General features: G+C 57.2%; 12 protein-coding genes. 7 read left to right on the top strand and 5 right to left on the bottom strand.

Annotated elements, in window-relative coordinates; all coding sequences use genetic code 11:
* Positions 1-63 precede the first annotated feature (63 nt).
* The 3 genes from pdxS to I6I71_RS09280 all read left to right on the top strand — a co-directional run bounded on the left by pdxS (position 64) and on the right by I6I71_RS09280 (position 3,301).
* Positions 64-939 (top strand): pyridoxal 5'-phosphate synthase lyase subunit PdxS, encoded by an 876-nt coding sequence (pdxS, locus tag I6I71_RS09290; RefSeq protein WP_306482369.1) that lies wholly within the window; start codon positions 64-66, stop codon positions 937-939.
* A gap of 193 nt (positions 940-1,132) precedes the next feature.
* Positions 1,133-2,623 carry a GntP family permease gene (locus tag I6I71_RS09285; protein ID WP_201820599.1) on the top strand — a complete coding sequence of 497 codons (1,491 nt, stop codon included), beginning with the start codon at positions 1,133-1,135 and terminating at the stop codon, positions 2,621-2,623.
* Between the two features lie 111 nt (positions 2,624-2,734).
* Positions 2,735-3,301, top strand: a complete 567-nt coding sequence (locus I6I71_RS09280) for a TetR/AcrR family transcriptional regulator (protein WP_052204297.1) — start codon at positions 2,735-2,737, stop codon at positions 3,299-3,301.
* Here the strand turns inward: I6I71_RS09280 and mmsB are convergent.
* Both mmsB and I6I71_RS09270 read right to left on the bottom strand, forming a co-directional pair.
* Entirely contained in the window at positions 3,298-4,182 is an 885-nt protein-coding gene (gene mmsB / locus I6I71_RS09275; protein ID WP_201820597.1) for a 3-hydroxyisobutyrate dehydrogenase, read from the bottom strand. The genes I6I71_RS09280 and mmsB overlap by 4 nt on opposite strands.
* 31 nt (positions 4,183-4,213) lie before the next feature.
* Positions 4,214-5,731, bottom strand: a complete 1,518-nt coding sequence (locus tag I6I71_RS09270) for a CoA-acylating methylmalonate-semialdehyde dehydrogenase (protein WP_201820590.1) — start codon at positions 5,729-5,731, stop codon at positions 4,214-4,216.
* 246 nt (positions 5,732-5,977) lie between these two features.
* On the opposite strand from I6I71_RS09270, the gene I6I71_RS09265 reads away from it, so the two are divergent.
* Both I6I71_RS09265 and I6I71_RS09260 read left to right on the top strand, forming a co-directional pair.
* A complete protein-coding gene (locus tag I6I71_RS09265) occupies positions 5,978-8,581 on the top strand; it encodes a GNAT family N-acetyltransferase (protein WP_201820587.1) in 2,604 nt (867 codons plus the stop codon).
* A 14-nt stretch (positions 8,582-8,595) separates the two neighbouring features.
* Complete coding sequence (locus I6I71_RS09260; protein ID WP_232305804.1) at positions 8,596-9,720, top strand: acetoin utilization protein AcuC; 1,125 nt, start codon at positions 8,596-8,598, stop codon at positions 9,718-9,720.
* 16 nt (positions 9,721-9,736) lie between these two features.
* Here I6I71_RS09260 and I6I71_RS09255 read toward each other — a convergent pair whose 3' ends face one another.
* Positions 9,737-10,945, bottom strand: coding sequence for an acyl-CoA dehydrogenase family protein (locus I6I71_RS09255; protein ID WP_052204306.1), 1,209 nt, complete (start codon positions 10,943-10,945; stop codon positions 9,737-9,739).
* Between the two features lie 118 nt (positions 10,946-11,063).
* Between I6I71_RS09255 and I6I71_RS09250 the strand changes: the two genes are divergently transcribed.
* On the top strand, positions 11,064-11,708 hold the full coding sequence (locus I6I71_RS09250; RefSeq protein WP_201820585.1) for a TetR/AcrR family transcriptional regulator: 645 nt from the start codon (positions 11,064-11,066) through the stop codon (positions 11,706-11,708).
* Positions 11,701-13,431 carry an AMP-binding protein gene (locus tag I6I71_RS09245; protein ID WP_070494959.1) on the top strand — a complete coding sequence of 577 codons (1,731 nt, stop codon included), beginning with the start codon at positions 11,701-11,703 and terminating at the stop codon, positions 13,429-13,431. The genes I6I71_RS09250 and I6I71_RS09245 overlap by 8 nt, the downstream gene beginning before the upstream one ends.
* 70 nt (positions 13,432-13,501) lie before the next feature.
* On the opposite strand, the gene I6I71_RS09240 is transcribed toward I6I71_RS09245, so the two are convergent.
* Both I6I71_RS09240 and I6I71_RS09235 read right to left on the bottom strand, forming a co-directional pair.
* On the bottom strand, positions 13,502-14,275 hold the full coding sequence (locus tag I6I71_RS09240) for an enoyl-CoA hydratase (RefSeq protein WP_052204310.1): 774 nt from the start codon (positions 14,273-14,275) through the stop codon (positions 13,502-13,504).
* A 32-nt stretch (positions 14,276-14,307) separates the two neighbouring features.
* Complete coding sequence (locus I6I71_RS09235) at positions 14,308-15,360, bottom strand: enoyl-CoA hydratase/isomerase family protein (protein WP_052204312.1); 1,053 nt, start codon at positions 15,358-15,360, stop codon at positions 14,308-14,310.
* Positions 15,361-15,445: the final 85 nt, after the last annotated feature.

The raw sequence follows: 15,445 nt of genomic DNA, 5'->3' as shown, positions 1-15,445 counted from the left end.
GTACAAAGAATTCACACCTAACTGGCACTTGGAACTTACCAGTTGGGCCAGCAAGGTATGACTATGGCTGATTTTTCTGAACTGAACCAACAATTCCTCGGCGGCGTGATCATGGATGTGGTCACCCCAGAGCAGGCGAAGATCGCGGAAGACGCCGGCGCCGTCGCGGTCATGGCACTCGAGCGAGTCCCTGCAGACATCCGCGCACAGGGCGGCGTGGCACGCATGAGCGACCCCGATCTCATCGACGGCATCATCGCCGCCGTCAACATTCCCGTCATGGCCAAGGCACGCATCGGCCACGCCATGGAGGCACGAATTCTTGAGCACCTCGGGGTGGACTACATCGACGAATCCGAGGTCCTAAGCCCCGCCGATTACGTCAACCACATTGACAAGCGCAGCTTCAACGTGCCGTTTGTCTGCGGCGCAACCAACCTCGGGGAAGCGCTGCGTCGCATTAACGAAGGCGCTGCCATGATCCGTTCCAAGGGCGAAGCCGGCACCGGTGATGTGTCCGAGGCCGTCAAGCACATTCGCAAAATCAAGGGCGAGATCAGCGCGTTGACCGCCATGTGGCGCAACAATCGCGACGAACTCTACGTTGCTGCAAAGGAACTGCAGGCACCGTACGAGCTCGTTGCCAAGACGGCGGAGGACGGTAAGTTGCCCGTCCCGCTCCTGGTTGCCGGTGGCGTATCCACTCCGGCGGATGCCGCGTTCATGATGGAGCTCGGCGCTGATGGCGTTTTCGTAGGGTCCGGCATTTTCAAGTCCGGCAACCCAGAGGCGCGCGCAAAGGCCGTAGTCAAGGCCACACGCAACTGGCAGGACATCGCGACGGTTACCGAGGTCTCCCGCGGCCTGGGCGAGGCCATGGTCGGCATCAACGTCTCCGACCTGCCGGCACCGCACCGTCTAGCTGAACGTGGCTGGTAAGCCGCACCACGGTCAGTGAACCACGTTCACCCCCTCACCAGGTGCACGTTGAGTTTTCACCACCAGCTTGCGTGATGTAATGCAGGACACACTAGGGGTGAATGGTGAGTTGGCATACCGATTCTGGCGGTAGTCAACAGTGCGGTGACTTACAGTCTCGGCAAGTCAACAGCCGCCTCACCAAGGAGTACGAATGGTTATTTCGTTTCTGGGTGTCCTGCTCTCGCTAGTCATCCTGGTTGTCCTCGCATACCGCGGCCACTCGGTTGTAGTCGTCGCTCCCTTTGCCTCGCTTGTCGCACTGCTCTTCGCAGGTCAACCCATCATGGGCACCTACACACAGATCTTCATGCCGGCGCTTGGTGGTTTTGTAACCAAATATTTCCCGCTGTTTATGTTCGGGGCAATATTTGGCTACCTCATGACCTCCACAGGCCTAGCTCGATACCTCGCACGCGGCATCACCGCACTCTTCGGGCCTAAACGCGCCATGCTGTCCACCGTGGTCGCCACCTCACTGCTTGCTTACGGCGGCGTCTCAGCTTGGGTGGTGGCGTTTACCATCGTGCCAATTGCGACCGCGCTGTTCCGGGAAGCAAACGTTCCGAAACGACTCATGCCAGCGGCAATCGCATTTGGAACCATCACCTACGCACTAGCCGGACTGCCGGGTTCCCCGCAGATCCACAATGCAATCCCTACAAGCTACTTCGGAACAAACGTCTACGCGGCTCCGGTTTTTGGCCTCATCGCGTCACTAATCATGTTCGTGGCTGGCACGGTGTGGCTGGAATTCCGCATTAAACAGCTCAATCGCACGGGCGAAGGCTATGACCCAATTGATAAGAACGGCAATGTCGTCGAAACGCCGGCCGGTATCGGGGAAAACACCGACGGGAAGGTTGAAATCGGTGGCGAGTCCTTCGAGGGCCAATCCGGGGGCCGAATCGGCACGCGAGCCAAGTCCGATACGGAACCGTCCGTCGCTGTTCAAGGCCTGATGGGCCTGCTGCCCATCCTGGTTGTCGTTGCTACCAACTTTGCCATGGTCTACGGGGTAGCAGGAATGCTGGATACGGATTACCTTGGCGAGGATAAGTACGGCAAGACCAGCATCGATGCACTGTTGGGAATTTGGTCTCCAACCATCGCTTTGGCCTTGGCAGTAGTCGTGATCGTTGCCATGTTCCCGGCCCGGGTCAAAGAGAGCCTCAGTGAGCTTTCCGACGGCGCGAAGAACGCGATCTTGCCCTGCCTGACCACAGCGTCTGAGGTTGGCTATGGCGCAGTTATCGCTTCACTCGTGGTGTTTAACGTGGTGAAAGAGAATATGCTCAATATTTCGGACAACGCTTTGTTGGTCTCCACGGTCTCTACCGCTGCGATTTCTGGTATCACTGGCTCCTCGTCTGGTGGTTTGTCCATCACCATGGAGACACTCGGCAGCCAACTTGCGCAAATGGCAGCAGAGCAAGGCATTTCTATGGAACTGATGCACCGGATCACTGCAATGGCATCCGTTTCCTTCGATTCGCTGCCGCACAACGGTTCAGTGCTGACCATGCTGATTGTTTGCGGTATGACACACAAACTGTCATACAAGGACATCGCGGTAGTCACTATCGTCATTCCGCTTACTACGTTGCTCATCATGGTCGGCGGTTGGACGCTTCTGGGCCTCTAATCTCCATCCGCACCATTTGAGGTAGACCGATACTCGTTCGGCCTACCTCGTTTTCCCCTTTTTGCCGTGGGTAATCGATTACTATTGCTCGGAGCAAGGAGGCCAAGAAATATGGTTGAATCCGCCAGGGATCGCATTCTGGTCGAGGCGCGGAGGCTATTTAGCCAGAACACGTACGCGAACGTTTCATTGAAGGACGTTGCTACAACAGCTGGTGTGTCAGTCGCGTTGGTGGTCAAGCATTTCGGCAGTAAGCCAGGATTGTTCGCTGCGACTGTGGACTTCCAGGACTCTTCCCTGAGGCTGTTCGCTGGCCCATTTGAAAGGCTTGGGGAGACCTCTATTATCGAGACCCTATCGGCCCCCGTGCATGCGCCGTATTCCATCGCACGCACTATCTCGGTGGCCAGTGGTGAGGACGAAAGCTTGACGGCTATCGGCTCGCGGGTGCGAAGTGACCTGATCGAGGTTTTGGCCGATCGTATACGCACAGAAGCGCCCCACCCGCATCCGGCACCTGAACTGCGCGCGCAGTCCGCGATGGCGTTGCTGGTGGGGCTTTCGTTGATGCGTCGATTAGGCAATGCTGGTGTTGAGGCGCATTCGACGCAATCGTTGGTTGATCATTACGCGCCGATCGTGCAGAAGATTATCAACGGCGCGTCACTGTCGGATTAGGCCTTCCTGCCTTCAACTGCCTTAATAATTGCGGAGAAGTCCAGCCCTCCGTGGCCTTCATCAACAAAATCCGTGAACTGCTCAGTAGCAATACGGCCTAACACGGTGTCCGTGCCGGTTTGATCCGCTGCAGCCATAGCAAGTTTGAGGTCTTTCAACATCAGTGCAGCCGCAAAACCCGGCTTAAAGTCGTTGTTTGCTGGCGATGTCGGGACAATATCGGGAACCGGCGCGTTGACAGACAAGGACCAGGAGTTGCCGGTTGCGTTCGACACCACGTCGAAAAATGCCTGCGGCGACAGTCCCAAGCGCTGGCCCAGGACAAGCGCTTCAGCGACTGCGATCTGCTGGATGGCGAGGATCATGTTGTTGCACGCCTTCACAGCCTGACCGGTGCTGGTGTCACCGGTGTGCGTAACTGATTTGCCGATGTGGTGCAGGATCGGCTTGACCTCGTTGAACAGGTCTTCTGGCCCGCCGACCATCAGTGCAAGGGTGCCCGCCTGGGCGCCAGTTATGCCACCGGAAACTGGTGCGTCCAAGAAACGGGAGCCAGCCTTAGCAATAAGGTCGGCCACTTCCTGCGCCTCTGCGACCGCGATGGTAGATAGGTCGATGTAAATCTTCGGTGTCGGATCAGCTTCCAGAAGGGATACGATGACCTTCTTCACCAGACCTCCGTTGGGCAGGCTGGTGAAAACCAGTTCGGCGCCTTTGGCGGCCTCTTCAGCGGTCTCAAAAACCTCGATGCCTAGCTCTTTCGCACGCGCACGAGCCTCATCGACAACATCGAACCCGCGGACAGTTTCACCATGTTTGGCCAGGTTGGCAGCCATCGGCACACCCATGTTGCCTAAGCCAATAAACGCGATTGTGCTCATTGCTTTATTCCTTTTCGTTGAGTGGGGTGGATTAGTTCATCAGCGGCATGGTGAACTGTGGGCCAGCGTCTTCAGCCTGGGGCCATGCCTGAGTAACGGTCTTGGTTTTGGTGTAGAAGCGGAAGGAGTCTGGTCCGTGCTGGTTTAGATCGCCGAAGCCGGACGCCTTCCAGCCGCCGAAGGTGTGGTAGGCGATTGGCACCGGAATCGGAACGTTGATGCCAACCATGCCTACCTGGACATTGCGGGCGAACTCGCGGGCTGCTCCACCGTTTTGGGTGAAGATTGCCACACCGTTTCCGTACTCGTGGTTGGTAGCCAGTGCGGTAGCTTCCTCAAGTGTGTTCGCGCGAACCATGGCCAGGACCGGGCCGAAAATTTCGACAGTGTAGAGGTCCATGTCGGTCGTGACGTTATCGAAAAACGTCGGGCCAGCGTAGAAGCCTTCGGCTAAGGATTCGCCGTCGAAGGTCTTGTCGGTGAAGGTCCACTTGCGGCCGTCGACAAGCAAAGTAGCTCCGGCCTCGACTCCCTCGGACACGATGCGATTGACTCGATCCAGTGAATCCTGAGTTACCAGGGGGCCGTAGTCAGATTCCGGATCCAAGGAGTGGCCAACCTTCAGCGCGCGTGCCTTCTCAGCGATAGAGGCGGCGAGCTTGTCGGCAGTCTCTTGGCCAACCGGGACGACAACCGGCAGGGCCATGCAGCGCTCACCAGCAGAGCCGAACGCGGCGCCGACGATCGCGGAGGCTGTTGCTTCAATGTCTGCATCCGGCAGGACAATCGCGTGGTTTTTTGCGCCACCGAAGCACTGTGCGCGCTTGTTGGTTTCTGCTGCGCGGGTGTAAATGTACTGTGCGATTGGGGTAGAGCCCACGAAGCCGACAGCCTGGATGATGTCGGAATCCAGGATGGCGTCTACAGCTTCTTTACCACCGTGGATTACCTGCAGTACGCCCTGCGGGCCGCCAGCCTCAACAAAGAGCTCTGCCAGGCGAACTGGGACGGAGGGGTCGCGCTCGGAAGGCTTGAGCACCATCGCGTTTCCTGCCGCCAACGCAGGACCGGCCTTCCAAAGAGGAATCATGGCTGGGAAGTTGAAGGGGGTGATACCCGCGACAACACCAAGCGGTTGGCGCATGGAGTAGGTGTCAATACCAGTGCCAACTTGCGTGGAATATTCGCCCTTGAGCAGGTGCGGGGCGCCGAGTGCAAACTCCACCACGTCGAGGCCACGTTGGATGTCGCCCTTGGCGTCGGGGAAGGTCTTGCCGTGCTCGAGCGCGAGAGTGCGGGCCAGCTCATCCATGTTTTCGGTGATCAGTTGCAGCCAGCGGTTGAGGACGCGGATGCGCTTTTGCGGGTTGGTGTTGCCCCATGTGGGTTGGGCCTTGGCAGCCTCTGCGATTGCGTGGTCTACGTCGCCCTTGTTTGCCAAGACGACTTGGGCTTGGACCTTGCCGGTGGACGGGCAGAATACGTCTTGGGTTTGGCCTGATGTGCCTTCGTATGAGGCGCCGTTGACGTAGTGGTGGATGGTACGCATGTTTTCCTCCCTGCAAATCGATATGTACGGTATGGCCGTTGATCGTACAGTGACGCCGCTCACTTCTTCGGCAATTGTGTTGCACAGGACGACATTTACCCCCGTGAAATTCGGAGATGCACATAGTTTTCGGTCGCTCGCACTGGCCTGATCCTCGGGCGTGGTCAAAGTGGTGACGGGGTGAACGGCATACACTTCTGTCCTGATTCCCGCTTTCACGGCGCCGAAAACGAATACGGTGGGAGCATGTTGCACGTCCAGCCACAACATTGGGAAGCCGACGTCATTTTGAACGACGGGTCCATCGCCACCATTCGTGCGATTGATAATGGTGACAAAGAGGCTATCTATCAGTTCTACGACCGTGTCTCCGATAAGTCGAAGTTTCTGCGTTTCTTTGGCACTCATCCAACGCTGTCCGATAGTGACATGCAGCGTTGGTTAGATATTGAGGGGTATGAACGCGTCACCTTGGTGTTGGAGGAGCGCGGCGACATTGTTGCTGTCGCCGGGTACGCGATTGTGCAGCAGTTTCTCCCGGCACGTGTGGGTGATGTTTCGTTTTTGGTGCAGGATTCGCATCAGGGCAAAGGTGTCGGCCCGATCATGTTGGAGCATTTGGCGCAGATCGGCCGAGAGGGCAACGTCAGCCGCTTTTTCGCTGAAATGTTGATGCAGAACCGCACCATGACTCAGGTGTTTATTTCTGCTGGATACCAGGTCAAGCCTGAGTTGGAGGACGGCATGATCACGGTGGATTTTGAGATCTCGCCGAATAAGGTTTCGCGGGAGGTGATGGAGCGTCGTGAAACACGAGCTGAGGCTAACTCTTTGCGACGCCTCCTCACCCCTCAGCGTGTCGCAGTAGTGGGGGTGCACGATCGGGTTGCGTCTCATGTCACGGATTTCGCAGGTGAGGTAATCGCTTTTGATGATACTGCCGCTCTCAGTGCTGTCGTGGAGCCTATTGATTTGGTTGTGGCAGTGCACGACCCGCATGAGCTCAATAGTTTGATGCAGTGTGCGGCGGATGTGGGTGCGCATGGGGTGGTGTTGACTACGCCGAGTGACTATCCGCCGTTGAATAGCAACGAAACGCGTGCTGTGGTGATGGCAGCTCGTGACGTTGGCTTGCGTGTGTTGGGCCCTACGTCTCTCGGGTTAATTAATACGGATCCGGAGGTGCGGTTGAACACTACGCCGGTACCGGTTCCGCGGTCGGGGTCTGTTGGACTATTCACGCAGTCTTCGGGTGTGGCCATGGTGATGCTGTCGCATGCGGTTTCGCGGGGCACTGGCTTGAGTGTCTTTTTGGCTTCGGGTTCGTTTGCTGATGTGACTGGTAATGACGTCATGCAGTTTTGGTCTGATGATGAGCGGACCCATATTTGTATGTTGTCGTTGGATTCCGGCGGTAACCCTCGTAAGTTTTTCCGCATTGTGCGCCGGCTGGCGCTTGAGAAGTACGTGATCGTGTTTTTGCCGTCGAGGGCGTTGCGCTCGGCGATTCCGGGTAATGAGACGGGGTTGGCACCGGCATCGTCGGAGACGATTGATGCGGTTATCCGACAGTCAGGTGCGATGGTTGTGAATCGTCGTGACGCCATGTTTGATATCGCGCAGATTCTGGCGCGCCAGCCACTTCCGCGTGGGCGTCGTGTGGCGGTGGTTTCGAATTCTTCGGGGCTTGCGTTGCAGATGGCTGCGTCGGCGCAGCGTTTTGGGTTGCGCCCAGTGGTGAAGCGGCCGGTTGGCACCGGGGTGCAGGGGATGATTTCGCAGGTTGAGCTTTTGCTTGACGACGCCAACGTGGACATCATCGTCTGCGCCGTCGTCGAAATCGACGAACCTGCCGCGGAGGAAAGTTATGCCCACCTTGCAGCCCTTGCTGCTAAAGGTAAGCCGCGGCCACTGATTGCATCGTTTATTGGCATCGGGTTGCCGAATTATGGGGTTGGCTTGGGCGAAGAGCAGCAGGGGCAACTGCCAGTGTTTGACAATTATGCGGATGCCATGGAAGCGCTCGGCGTGATTTTGGACAATCAGCGTCGCCGCGCTGCTATCCGTCCAAGCCCTGATGATCTGGTGGGTAGTGGTGATGAGGATGTGGCGCGTGGGGTCGTCGATAAGCTTCTTGCCCAAAATCCGGAAGGGCGGTGGGCAAGCGACACTGAAACTGCAGAGATTTTGGCGGCGTATGGCATTGACCTTGTGCCTTGGACGGACACCCCAACCTTTGCTGAAGCCCTACAGGCTTCGGAGAAATACGGGTGGGATGTGGTGCTAAAAGCAACGAGCCCCTTGGTGCGCGGGCGTTCCGAGCTACCTACCGTGATCCGACAGATCAACACTGAAGACGAGCTTGCCCACGCCTGGAAAACCCTAGAGAAGTTGGCCGAGGAGCTCCATTTGGGCTCGGATGCTGGAGTGTTGCAGCCTGCTGTGCAACGCCAAGTGGCTTCGGGTGCTTCGCTGAAAATACGCGCTGTAGAGGACCCGGTGCTGGGGCCGCTGGTCGGCGTCGGTGTTTCCGGGATTTCTTCGGAGCTGCTCAAGGATGTTGCGTGGCGTATCCCGCCACTTCGCCGCCATGATGTGGTGGACATGCTCAGTGATCTGAAGGCCGCCCCGTTGCTGACAGGTCAGACGGGGATGAAACCGATTGATATCCGCGGCCTTGAGTCGGTGCTTCTGCAGCTTTCCAAGCTGAAGGACGATATTGCCGCGGTTGTTGAGGTGGAGTTGATCCCTGTCATCGTAGGTATCGATGCGGTGCATGTGGTTGGTGCACGACTGCGTGTGGCGCCGCTTGGGCAAGAGCGTGAACCATTGGCGAGGGCACTGCAATGAGCCAGCCGTTGAGCATGAAACCACTGCTGATTAATGCCGAGGAGATGCGCCGCTACTCACTCGGGCCGGGGCACCCGATGGGACCGGATCGGGTGAAACTTGCGCTAAACGTGGCCGAGTATTTTCACATGCTCGACCTTTTCGACATTTACAGCCCCCAGCCCCTCAGCACCGCATTGTTGCAGTTAGTGCATACGCGGGAATATATCGAAGCGACTCGTGCGGAGGTGGCTGCGAAACGCTTCGGGCTTGGCACCGATGACAACCCGATCAGTCACGGACTTTCCACCGTTGCTTCCTGCATTGCGGCGGGCACTGTTGAAGCGGCACGCGCTGTTTGGCAAGGCGAAACTAGGCGTGCAGTGAACCTGGCAGGTGGGTTACACCATGCCGCGGCGGATCGCATGGAAGGCTTTTGCATGTATAACGATGCAGCGATTGCTATCCGCTGGCTGTTAGAGCAGGGTGCGACGCGTATTGCTTACATTGATCTGGACGCACACCACGGTGATGGCGTGGAGAAGATTTTCTGGGACGACCCGAGAGTGCTCACGATCTCGGTGCATGAGTCGGGTATTTATCTGTATCCGCATACAGGCTATGCGCACGAGATTGGGGGCCAGGGGGCACAGGGCACTGCTGTGAACCTTGCGCTGAGCAAGAATGCTGATGATAGTGAGTGGCTGCAGGGGATTCATTCGCTGATTCCTGCGCTGTTGAAGCAGTTCCGGCCGGAGTTGCTGGTTACGCAGCACGGCGCGGATCCACACCGAGCTGATCCGTTGGCTGACCTTGAGGTGAGTATTGACGCCATGGCTCACGCATATCGTTCTTTGGCAGTGTGGGCTGATCAGTATGCGGGCGGTAAGTGGGTTGCGCTAGGCGGGGGAGGCTACACACTCGATTCGGTCGCGCGTGCTTGGACGCAGCTTCTTGCGGCTGTGGCGGGGGTTGAGCTTGAGGCGTCAGCCTCCATGCCCAATGGGTGGGACGGGAGCCTCACGCTTGGCGACGCCGGCGTTACCACCCAATTCGCCGAATACGACCCCAAGCGTGTTCTTACCTCCCGCCCCAGCACGTCACTGATTCAGACAAGCCGTGCAGTGTTCCCGTACTGGGGGATCCAACCCTACGGCTGATCTAGAGGATATAGATCTAGACGAACGCTGATTGCCCTGTCACTGCACGCCCGACGATGAGGGCGTTGATCTCGTAGGTGCCTTCGTAGGTGTAGAGCACCTCAGCATCCGCCATCATCTTGGATAGGTGATGCTGAGTCAGTAGGCCGTTACCGCCGCCAATCGCTCGGGCTGCCGCGGCTGATTCACGCGCCAGCCTGGTGTTTGTGGCCTTGGCCATCGCCGCCATAGGCATCTCCAGCTTGCCTTCTTCTTGAACGTGCGCGATTTGAGCCATCATTGCCAATGATGCCGACGCGTTGCCCAAAATCCGGGTCAGCGGCTCCTGGATCAGCTGGAATTTTGCAAGTGGCTTTCCAAACTGTTGGCGGGTAAGGGCGTATTCACGTGCAGCGTCGAAAATTCCTAGTTGAAGCCCTGCTGCCTGCCATGCAACCCAGGCGCGCGAAGAACAGAGGAAATCGTTGACGTTGCTGAATGATTGCGCACCCGGGATAGCGTTTTCGTGCGGGATGAGCACATTGTCGTAGGTAATATCTGCGTTTTGCATGATGCGCAGGCCCATTTTGCGCGAGATCTTGTCGGTACTTACGCCGTCTCTGTCGAGTTCCACAATGAAGGCTTTCACCGCTTGGTCTTCAACGTCCCGGGCGAATGTTATTGCAAAATCGGCGATTGTTCCGGCGCCGATCCAGCGCTTTTGGCCGTTGATAATCCAGCCGTCCTCAGTACGCTGCGCAGTGGTTGCCAACCCTCCTGCAATGTCTGAGCCGTGGTCTGGCTCTGTCAGAGCGAACGCACCGAGCTTTTCAAACTTGCGAAGCCCCGGCAGCCACTTGTCTCGTTGTTCATCAGAGCCAAGTGTGTGGATGACGCCAACGTTGAGTTCGTTGTGAATGCCTACGAGTGCGGAAAGGGACACGTCTACACGCGTGATTTCGGCATATACAAGGCCGCGGAACAATCGGGAGGTGTTGGACAGCTCAATTTCTCCGAGGCCCTGGGCCGCCAGCTTTGGCAGCAGCTCGAAGGGAAGTTCTTCGCGGTCCCAGTATTCGCCAACAACGGGGCGGATTTCGGTTTGGAGGAACTCGTGGATTTCCTGCAGCCTTTTGCGCTCGTCGCTATTTAGCTGGTCAGCGACGCCGAGTATGTCTGCGTGGGGAAATTTCACACCTTCAAGATGGGCATTTTGGGGGGAGTTGGTGGGGAGAATCGGGGGCATTTTTTCAAACCTTCCTGCGGATGGGCTCACGCCGTGTACGATTTAGACACAAATCGTACAGGAACGGAAAATCCGTGTCTCGAAATTCGATTTCTCTAAAACGGAAAGGAGGAAGGCCATGACCGAAGCACTCACCCCGCGCAAGCAGGCGTTGCACGATGCCATACTGGCCGACTTTCTCAAGGAAGGATTTCGCGATTTCACTATCGACGCTGCGACGAAGCGCTATCACTGTTCAAAATCCACCTTGTACACGTTCGGAAAAAGCCGAGACGAAATTGTGCGAAGGATACTGATCAGCTTCTTCAAAGAGATCGCGCAAACCACCGAAGCTGCTGGACGCCCGATTGCGAATCACGCAGAATCTCTCTTCGCGTACTTTGACGCAATCCGTACATGTTTGGAGCCAGCCAGCGCCGAGTTCATGCATGATCTGGCAACGGAGCCGGTCGCGCAGCGGGTTTATGACCTAAACACTGCGGCGGCAATTGATGAGATCATGCGTCGTATTGAATCAGGTATTGAGGCTGGAGAGTTTAACTCAATTCAGCCTGCTTTTGCTGCACGAATGATTCAGCGCTCAATGCAAGACATTCAGCAGGGGGAGTACTCCGATGTGATTGCCACACCGGATGCGTACCGGGAGCTCGGGCGAATAGTGTTGCGCGGCCTCGACCCGCCTGCCCCGGCACCAGCATCACAAAGCCACGCACTTCAACCCAATCCCAACAACACCGAAGAGAATCGAGGAAGCCATGACTAGCGTGACCCAGCAATTCCGTGAAGCTCGCGACAAGCTCCAGTCGCTGCAGTTTGACTATGAGACGGCCTACGAGACCTTTGAATGGCCCCGATTCGACGAGTTCAACTTCGCTATCGATTGGGTGGACCAGATTGGGTCTGATCCTGCATCAAAAGATCGCGAGGCACTCGTGATCACGGAGATCGACGGCACCGAAACGCGCCGCACCTACGAGGATCTAGCACGCCGTTCCTCGCAAGTGGCTAACTGGCTGTTGGATAGCGGTGCGAAGCGTGGTGACCGTGTCATGCTGCTGCTTGGCAACCAGGTCGAGCTTTGGGAATCCATGCTTGCTTGCATCAAGGCGGGCCTGGTTATCAACCCGGCTACGGTCATGCTCGGTGCGGCTGATCTGGAAGATCGCACAACACGCGCTGAGATCTCTTGGGTGATCACCAATGCTGAGGACGCTGTGAAGTTTGATGAGGTTGCCGGCGACTTCACTATCATTCAGTGTGGTGATGATCCTAATGCGCAGCAGGCTCACCCGACGTTGCGCTACAACGATTCCTTCAGTGCGTCGGCGGTATTTGAGCAGTCGCAGCCGACAAAGGCAGACGAGACGCTGCTGCTGTACTTCACCTCTGGCACCACCTCGAGAGCGAAGCTTGTAGAGCACACCCACACCTCCTATCCGGTTGGCCACCTTTCGACGATGTACTGGATCGGCCTACAGAAGGATGATGTGCACCTCAACGTTGCAGCACCTGGTTGGGCGAAGCACACGTGGTCGAACTTCTTCGCACCGCTGATTGCAGAAGCAACAATCTACGTCTATAACTACACGCGCTTTGATGCAGCAGCATTGATGGAGAAGATGGACGCAGAGGGTGTCACCAGCTTCTGCTGCCCGCCAACTGTGTGGCGCATGCTCGTACAGGCTGACCTTTCGCGGTTGAAGAACCCGCCAAAGAAGATTGCTGCTGCCGGCGAGCCGTTGAACCCGGAGTTGATCAACACGATTGAGAAGCATTGGCAGGTCCCGGTTCGTGACGGTTTCGGCCAGACCGAGTCTGCTGTGCAGATCGGTAACGCTCCGGGGCAGAAGATTAAGCCTGGTTCTATGGGGCGCCCGCTGCCAGGCTTTGAAATCGCCCTGATTGACCCAGCCACGGACGAGATCGGTGACCAGGGCGAAATCTGCGTCAAACTGGATCCACGTCCAGTGGGCCTGACCGTTGGCTATTACAACGAGCCTGAGAAGAACGCGGAGACGTTCCGTGACGGCTACTACCACACCGGTGACACCGCGGAGCGCGATGCGGATGGCTACATCACCTACATTGGTCGGGCTGATGACGTGTTCAAGGCTTCCGACTACCGCCTGTCGCCATTTGAGCTTGAGTCTGTGGTAATTGAGCACCCGGCGGTTGCTGAGGTGGCGGTTGTGCCTTCGCCGGACCCAATCCGTTTGGCGGTGCCGAAGGCATATGTTGCGTTGGCTGCTAATTGGGAGCCGACTGCGGAAACCGCAGAGTCAATTTTGAAGCATTGCCGCGACGGCTTAGCTCCGTACAAGCGTATTCGTCGCCTGGAGTTCTACGAACTGCCTAAGACTGTCTCGGGCAAGATTCGCCGCGTGGACCTGCGTAAGCGTGAGGTAGAGATTCACGAAGCCGATGGTGGTGAGACCAAGGCGTCCACCGAATTCGCTGACACTGATTTCCCGAGTCTGAAGGGCTGAGGTAACCCGATAAGCCAGTAGGGCAAAACAAAGGTGGGAGGAAAATTTCCTCCCACCTTTTCGCACCTATTTAGCGGTGTTGGAAGTTAGCCTTGCGCTTCTCAGTGAATGCCTGCATGCCTTCCTTCTGGTCTTCGGAAGCGAAGATGGAATGGAACGTGCGGCGCTCGTACATAAGGCCTTGGGAGAGGCTTAGCTCGTCTACGGCGTTGATCTGTTCCTTGATCATTGTGGTAGCCACGAGCGACTTTTGGGCAATCTCTTCTGCCAGGTCCTTCGCTGCATCGACCAGTTCTTCGGCTGGGACAACACGCGCGACGAGCCCGGAGCGTTCGGCCTCTTCAGCGCCCATCTGACGGCCGGTCAGGCACATTTCCATAGCCTTGGACTTACCAATTGCGCGGGTGAGTCGCTGGGATCCGCCCATGCCTGGGGTGACGCCAAGGTTCACTTCGGGTTGTCCGAACTTCGCGGTATCGCCGGCGATGATGATGTCGCACATCATGGCAAGTTCGCAGCCGCCGCCGAGCGCGTATCCGTTGACCGCTGCGATAATCGGGGTGCGTGCGCGGGTCAGTGCGTCCCATCCGGCGAAGAAGTCCAGGGTGTACATTTCGGTGGCGGTCTTGGTGCTCATCTCTTTGATGTCTGCGCCGGCGGCAAATGCCTTTTCAGAGCCGGTAATGACGATGCAGCCAATCGCATTGTCACTGTCAAGCTCGCCTACAGCAGCGGTGACCTCGGTCATGGTTGCGGAGTTGAGGGCGTTGAGCGCCTTCGGGCGGTTGAGCGTAATTACGCCTACTCGGCCAGTGGTCTCTACGAGGATGTTTTCATAGGCCATGTTGGTGGTTCCTTTCTTGACTTCTTGCACGTTTAGTTGAATTCTGGCGGTGTCGCGCCTGGCACGGTGTCGAAGGCGGTGAGGTCGCTGACTACGTTGGCGGGGACGTCGGCAAGCGTGGCGTAGGTCCAGGACGGGTTGCGGTCTTTTTCCACAATCTGGGCTCGGATACCTTCGACGAATTCTGGGTGGCGCTGCATGTTGAGGCTGAACCAGTATTCCTGGGTCAGTGCCTCAGCCAGTGTCATGTTCGCACCGCGGTTCAAGGTGGTCTCAGCTACCTTGATGCCAAGTGGCGAGTTTCGCCGCATCGCCTTGGCGGCTTTGTGGGACCAGTGGTCATCATCATTGCGCTCAGCTAGCTCGCTCAATTGCTCAAGGGTTGCCTCTGGCGTTGCTGCGGCGTATATCTCTGCCATTTCCTCGCGGTCATCGCCAAATCCGGGGCCAAGAGGTTGTGCGAAGCCGTTGATCACGCCTACGTCTCCAGTGGTGGCTAGTTCAGATACAAGCGTCTCTAGCTGATCCTGGGGTACGTAGTGGTCTGCAAGCCCAACGTCAATGGTTTCTGCTGCACCGACGTGGAGCCCTGTGTAGGCAAGGTGGCGCCCGAGACGGTCAGGGCTGCGTGAGAGCAGGTAGGTGCCACCAGCGTCAGGGGAGTAACCGATACCGGTTTCGGGCATGCCTACCCGTGAATCATCAGTAACAATGCGGTGCGCACTCAGCGCTGAAAGGCCAACGCCGCCGCCGAGAACAATGCCGTTCATGATTGCTACGTAGGGCTTGGGGTAGGTGTGAATGTAATAGTCGAGTTCGTATTCGACTTTCCAAAATGTTTGCCCCATGGTGCCGCCGTCTTTGGCGTCTTGGTAGAGCGATGCAATGTCTCCACCGGCGCAGAGTCCGCGTTCGCCGGCGCCGCGCAGGATTACTAGGGATACGTCTGAGTCGTCCTCCCAGCTTCGCAGAATTCGGGTGATTTCCTCGAACATTTCGAGGGTGAGGGCGTTGATTGCTTTCGGCCGGTTGAGGGTGATGATGCCGGCGCGGCCTCGCTTTTCGTGCAGTACGTGGTCCGCCATGCATGGTCTCCTTTCGGGTGTACGACTTTAGCCCGTATCGTACACATCCCTGAGGTGCTCAGCGTGATTTTTACGCAATTACCCA

The sequence above is a fragment of the Corynebacterium riegelii genome (genome assembly GCF_016728505.1).
In the GTDB taxonomy this organism is placed as follows: domain Bacteria; phylum Actinomycetota; class Actinomycetes; order Mycobacteriales; family Mycobacteriaceae; genus Corynebacterium; species Corynebacterium riegelii.
The sequence above is the reverse complement of the archived record's forward strand: the minus strand, read 5'-3'. Positions and strand labels throughout refer to the sequence as shown.

Bases quoted from the DNA above. Each gene is read 5' to 3' on its own strand.
- pdxS (WP_306482369.1), top strand. From the start codon at position 64: ATGGCTGATTTTTCTGAACTGAACCAACAATTCCTCGGCGGCGTGATC.
- I6I71_RS09285 (WP_201820599.1), top strand. From the start codon at position 1,133: ATGGTTATTTCGTTTCTGGGTGTCCTGCTCTCGCTAGTCATCCTGGTT.
- I6I71_RS09280 (WP_052204297.1), top strand. From the start codon at position 2,735: ATGGTTGAATCCGCCAGGGATCGCATTCTGGTCGAGGCGCGGAGGCTA.
- mmsB (WP_201820597.1), bottom strand. From the start codon at position 4,182: ATGAGCACAATCGCGTTTATTGGCTTAGGCAACATGGGTGTGCCGATG.
- I6I71_RS09270 (WP_201820590.1), bottom strand. From the start codon at position 5,731: ATGCGTACCATCCACCACTACGTCAACGGCGCCTCATACGAAGGCACA.
- I6I71_RS09265 (WP_201820587.1), top strand. From the start codon at position 5,978: ATGTTGCACGTCCAGCCACAACATTGGGAAGCCGACGTCATTTTGAAC.
- I6I71_RS09260 (WP_232305804.1), top strand. From the start codon at position 8,596: ATGAAACCACTGCTGATTAATGCCGAGGAGATGCGCCGCTACTCACTC.
- I6I71_RS09255 (WP_052204306.1), bottom strand. From the start codon at position 10,945: ATGCCCCCGATTCTCCCCACCAACTCCCCCCAAAATGCCCATCTTGAA.
- I6I71_RS09250 (WP_201820585.1), top strand. From the start codon at position 11,064: ATGACCGAAGCACTCACCCCGCGCAAGCAGGCGTTGCACGATGCCATA.
- I6I71_RS09245 (WP_070494959.1), top strand. From the start codon at position 11,701: ATGACTAGCGTGACCCAGCAATTCCGTGAAGCTCGCGACAAGCTCCAG.
- I6I71_RS09240 (WP_052204310.1), bottom strand. From the start codon at position 14,275: ATGGCCTATGAAAACATCCTCGTAGAGACCACTGGCCGAGTAGGCGTA.
- I6I71_RS09235 (WP_052204312.1), bottom strand. From the start codon at position 15,360: ATGGCGGACCACGTACTGCACGAAAAGCGAGGCCGCGCCGGCATCATC.